Source organism: Streptomyces phyllanthi (assembly GCF_009377205.1).
GTDB classification, from domain to species: domain Bacteria; phylum Actinomycetota; class Actinomycetes; order Streptomycetales; family Streptomycetaceae; genus Streptomyces; species Streptomyces phyllanthi.
Genome location: NZ_VJZE01000549.1, coordinates 1 through 5513, shown reverse-complemented (window position 1 = coordinate 5513; position 5513 = coordinate 1). Strand labels below are relative to the sequence as shown.

2 protein-coding genes are annotated in these 5513 nt (G+C 77.1%); one reads left to right on the top strand and one right to left on the bottom strand.

Annotated features, from left to right (window positions below; translation table 11 throughout):
* Positions 1-3540 (bottom strand): FHA domain-containing protein (locus FNH04_RS40515; protein WP_152791187.1); only part of this gene is annotated, 3540 nt, incomplete at its 3' end.
* A 555-nt stretch (positions 3541-4095) separates the two neighbouring features.
* Here FNH04_RS40515 and FNH04_RS40510 point away from each other — a divergent pair.
* On the top strand, positions 4096-5513 hold a 1418-nt coding region (locus FNH04_RS40510; protein WP_322725288.1), incomplete at its 3' end, for a serine/threonine-protein kinase.

Genomic DNA, 5513 nt, shown 5'->3' with positions numbered 1-5513 from the left:
GGCCGGTTCGTCGGGGCCCGGTGTGGGGGCCTCCAGGGTGACGCGGAGCGTGGCCGCGCGGGCGAGCTCGGTCTCGGCCGTACGGGTGCCCCCGGCGGTGGCGGCCACCAGGTGCACACCGAGCCGGGCGCCCTCCCGGGCCACGGCCTCGAGCGCGCGGACGACGGAACCGGCCGCCGGGCGGCCCGGCGAGCCCAGCGGCGGGGACAGCAGCGCGTCGAGGTCGTCGACGATCACCACCAGACGGGCCAGCGGGGGCCCGGGGTCGGTGCGCTGACGCGACGCGGACGGACGCAGGCGCAGGGTGGAACTGGGGGGCGTCTCGAGGTCCTCGGCGCCGGGGGCGGAACCGGAGGCGGGAACGGGCGTGCCCTTCACCGTGCCCTTCACCGTGCCCTTCACCGCGCCTTTCGCCGAGCGCTGGGCCCCGATACGGCCGGACGTCTCGCGCTGGGTGTGCCACTCGACGAAGTCGAGGCGGCCCAGCAGCTCCGCCCGGCGTTTGAGCTCGGCGCTCAGGGACTGGGCGAACTCCCGCATACGGACCGGGTCGTGGGCCTCCAGATGCGTGCCGACATGGGGGAGCTCGGTACAGACGCCCAGCCCGTCACCCGGGCGCCGGGCGTGGCCGCCGCCGTCCCGCCCGTCCACGAGGGCGATGCCCAGCCGGTCGGGGCGCTCGGCGGCGGCGAGCGACGCGGCGACGGAGCGCAGCAGCTCCGTACGGCCGCTGCCGGAAGGGCCCTCGATCAGCAGATGCGGTCCGTCGGTGGCGAGGTCCGCGCACACCGGCCCGCGCGGGCCCGCGCCGAGCACCGCCCAGGCCCGGCCGCCGAGTGCCTTCCCCTCGTCGGCCGCGTCCGCCCACCGCGCCATCAGGGACGCCGGGGTGGCCCGGGCCAGCCCCAACTCGTCCAGCAGCCGCGCCGACTGGGGCAACGGCGCCGACACACGCGCGTGCCGCTCGCCCGCTGAGCCGTCCGTCCGCAGCGGCGCCAGTGCCCGCGCGAACCGCTCGGCCCACGCGACCGAGACCGCGTCGACGGTGGCCACCGTGCCGGGGGTTATGGGGCCGGGGGCGGCTTCGGTGAGGTCGGCCGGCGCGCCGCGGCCGGTGCCGGTACCCGCACCGGGGCCGGTGCCGGTGGTCAGGTGTCCGGCGTCCGCGGGCAGATGGCCGATGATGCCGAGGTGGGTACGGCTCGCGGAGCTGGTGTCCGCGGAGCGCGTGGTGCCGTAGGCGTGGCCTGTCGTGTCCGACGGGCTCTGGTCGGTGGTACGGGTGGGCGCGTGGGGCGTGGGATCCGCCGCGCGCGCGTGGTGGTGCCGGGGCTCGGACCGCGGATGGCGCCCGGAGCCGCCCGCCGCGCGCCCCCCCGGCCCGGCCGGCGCGACGCGCATCAGCCGCAGCGCCGTGGCGACGTCACCGCTGAGCAGGGCCACGGCCCCGCACTCGCGGAACACGGGCGACATCCCGCAGGCGGCCTCGTACGTCTCCGTCACCGGTGAGGCGGGAGACGCGGCCTCCGTCTCGGCGAGGACCACGACGTGGATACCCGCCGCGGGCCCCTCCAGCGCCAGCCGCACGACGGCCTCGCGTACATCGGCCCCGCCCGGGTCCCCGTCCACGAGCACCACGGTGTACGGCCCCGCGAAGCCGGCGTCCGCCGGATCGTCGTCCCGCGCCCAGGAGGGGCGCCGCGCCGCCCGCCTGCCGGGGTCGCCCTCGTCCTCGGCGCCCGTGCCGGGCACGCGCGTGCGGTCGGCGCCGCCGCCCGTGTCCGCGACGTGGTCCTCCAGGCGGCGGAGGAGCTCGTCCGTACGGGCCGTGGCCTGGTCGCGGTCGTACGCCAGGAGGAGACGGCAGTCCTGGCCGTGGCCCGGGCGGACATGGGGGAGCCAGCCGAGCCAGGACCAGTCGGCCGTGCGCTCCTGCGCGCGGTGCGAGCGGTCCGTGCTGATCAGCACCAGCTCCAGCGTGTCGGGGGAGTGCAGCGCGGCGAGCTGGGCCACGACCGCGCGGGCCAGACCCAGGAGCCGCGCACGCGGCCCGGCGAGCCCCAGCGCGCCGACCTCACGCAGCCCGGCGGTCACCGGCACCGCGGGCAGCAGCCCCGAACCGTCGGGCGCCGCCCGGTCGGCCGTCCCCAGCCGCACGGTCAACGCCTCCGGGTGCTCAGGCCCCCGCTCCCACAGCCGCGGGCCCGGCCCGAGCGCCGTGAGCAGCAGCGCGGCGGGGTCCGGCCACTTCTCCGGGAGCTGGGCTCCCCCGGCGGCGGGTCTCGGGGCGAGGCCGGCCCCGCCGTCGTACTCCTCGTATGCGCCGTCTTCGCCCTGCCGGTCGCGGCCCGTGCCCGGCTGCTCGCCGCGTCCTTGGGCCAGCCGCCGCGCCCAGGCCGTGAGGCCCCCGCGCTTCCGGACCCCGCGCGGCACATCCGTCCCCCGCACGGGTGTTCCCTTGCGGGTGCCGCCCGGGCCGGTGACGCCTTCCAGCGGGGCCTGGTCGTGCGCGCCGGAACCGGACGCCTCGCCGGCCGTGCCCGCGTCGGACGCTCTGCCGTGGCCGCCCGCATCGGGCGCCGCGCCGCCGGGCCCGGCCGCCTCCCCGCTTCCGCCCTCGATGCCGCCCTCGATCCGGGGTGCCCGGCCCTGGTGCGGCACGAGCCGCGGCTGTACGGATCCGTCTCCACGGGCACCTGCGGGGGAGGCAGAGGCACGGGGCCCGGTCCAGGTCCCGCCGCTGCCCGTCCCGGTCACGGTCCCGCCGTACGCGCCCTGCGCCGGGCTGCCATCGGCCGGTCCCGCACTCCCGGTGTCCGCGGCGCCCCCGCCGTCCGCCGCCTCCCCGGCGACCACCCGTACATGGCCCTCGCCGTCGGGCGCCGTCCCCAGCACCCCGGGGCCCGCCGCGATGCCCCCGGGCGGGGTCAGCCGGAGGGCCGACTCGCCGACGCGCAGCAGCGCGCCCGGGGTGAGGCGCACCGGGCGGTCGCCCACGCGGGTGCCGTCCAGCGCCGTGCCGTTGGTGGAGCCGACGTCGGCGACCGAGACGCGGCCGTCCTCGGTGACCGTCACCGCGCAGTGCAGGCGGGAGACGTCCGGATCGTCGAGGGGCACGTCCGCGTCGGCGGAGCGGCCGATGTGGATCCTGCCGCCGTGCAGGAAGTGGACGCCGCCCGCGTCGGGACCGGCCACCACGTGCAGCCGGTGCGCGGACTCGTCCACCTCGGGGCCGGGCTCCACGGGGGCGCCCACGGACAGCACGGCACCGTCGATCAGCGGGGGCTCGCCCAGCGTGCAGCGCTGTGCGTCCAGCCGCTCCGCGCCCGCGTACAGCACGACCGCTCCTCCGCCGGACTCCCGGCCGCGCTCGGCCGGGACGGCGCCCCCCTCGCCGCCGACCGCCGACGCGAGGCCGGAGGCCACCGCGGCCAGGGCCGTCCCCGCCGGTGCCGTCACCAGCACATCGCAGGCCGTGGCGGGCCCTCGCGGCTCCGAGGGCGGCCCCAGCGGGTCTACGACGGTCAGCCGGATCTGCATCGCCGTCAGCGATCCCTTCGCGCGGGCACCCGCACGGGACGAGGACGAGCCTGCGCGGTCCCCACCGCAGACTTCCCCCACCGCACACGAGCACATCGGCCAGTAGTGAAGGCATCCTCGCACCTGCCGCTGACAACGCGCCCGTCCTCCAGCGGCAAGTGATCTTGATTGGTCGGCTCTGCCCCCAAAAGTGCCTGACCAGTGCCCGACCGATGTCCGCTGGATGCCCGCTTGAGATCGGTCACGTCCGTCTCGGGCAACCAACCGCCCGGGGGCGAGCGTCTTTCTGCCGAACAAGTACGGGAATGTCATCGAACGCGTACGGGAAGGCGTACGTACTCGCATGCATCATGTGCCTGAGCGCACTCGTGGGCCTGTTCACCGGACAACCGCCCTCAGACACCGCGAAAGCGCACAGCAGGGTCACAGGACGACAGCCCCGGCTACCGCGGACGGCGGCACTACAGTGGGTCGAACACAACCTGAAGCACCGGCGAGGCCGGTGGACGGACCAGCCAAGCAAGCAGCAAGCAGCAGCAGCAGGGAGCGCATGACGTGCGGCCGGTAGGGAGCAAGTACCTCCTTGAGGAGCCGCTGGGACGCGGCGCCACAGGCACTGTCTGGCGCGCCCGCCAGCGGGAGACCGCGGGGGCCGAGGCCGCCGTGCCGGGGCAGCCCGGCGAGACGGTGGCCATCAAGGTCCTGAAGGAAGAGCTCGCCAGCGACCCGGACATCGTGATGCGGTTCCTCCGGGAGCGGTCCGTGCTGCTCCGGCTCACCCACCCGAACATCGTGCGGGTACGGGACCTCGTGGTCGAGGGCGATCTGCTGGCGCTGGTCATGGACCTGGTCGCCGGCCCCGACCTGCACCGCTATCTGCGCGAGAACGGCCCGTTCACGCCCGTGGCCGCCGCGCTCCTCACCGCCCAGATCGCCGACGCGCTCGCCGCCAGCCACGCCGACGGCGTGGTCCACCGCGACCTGAAGCCCGCGAACGTCCTGCTCAAGCAGGAGGGCGGCCAGATGCACCCGATGCTGACCGACTTCGGCATCGCGCGCCTCGCCGACTCCCCGGGCCTGACCAGGACCAGCGAGTTCGTCGGCACGCCCGCGTACGTCGCCCCCGAGGGCGCCGAGGGCCGCCCGCAGACCTCCGCCGTCGACATCTACGGCGCCGGCATCCTGCTGTACGAGCTGGTCACCGGGCGCCCGCCGTTCGGCGGCGGCTCCGCGCTCGAAGTGCTGCACCAGCATCTGAGCGCCGAGCCGCGCCGCCCGTCCACCGTGCCCGAGCCGCTGTGGACGGTCATCGAGCGCTGTCTGCGCAAGAGCCCGGAGCAGCGGCCCAGCGCCGAGAACCTCGCGCGCGCGTTGCGGGTCGTCGCCGAGGGCGTCGGCGTGCACGCGAACTCCGCGCAGATCGCCGCCGCCGAGGGCGTGGGCGCCCTCCTCGCCCCCGACCCGTCGCCCGCGCCGGTGCCGGGCACGCCCGGGCCCGTCGGGTCGGCGGACGCGACACAGGTCCTGCCGCAGGGCGCGGGGGCCGGTGCGGGCGCGGGCGCGTACGACCCGAACGCGGCGACGAGTGTGCTCCCGCACACCTCGGGCCCCGTGGGCGCGGCCGACCCCACGGCCGTCCTCCCGAACCGCGGCGCCGCGGACCCGACCGCCGTCATGCCGCCGGTGCCTCCGGGCCCGCCGGGGCAGGGCCAGGGCGGTGGCCCGGAGGAGCCGCACCCCTGGCAGAACCAGCTGCGCGCGGCCCGCGACCGCAACGAGCAGACACAGGTCCAGTACCTCGACCCCGGCGAGGACCCGCTGCGCCGCCGCCCTCAGCGGCAGGTCGCTCGGCCCCAGCAGCCGCCGCAGCGCCCGCAGCAGCCGCCCGCCTCCGGGCAGGCGTACGGCTATCCGCAGCAGCAGCCCCAGCAGTACGCGCCCCAGCAGCAGCCGCGTCAGCCGCAGCGCCGGCC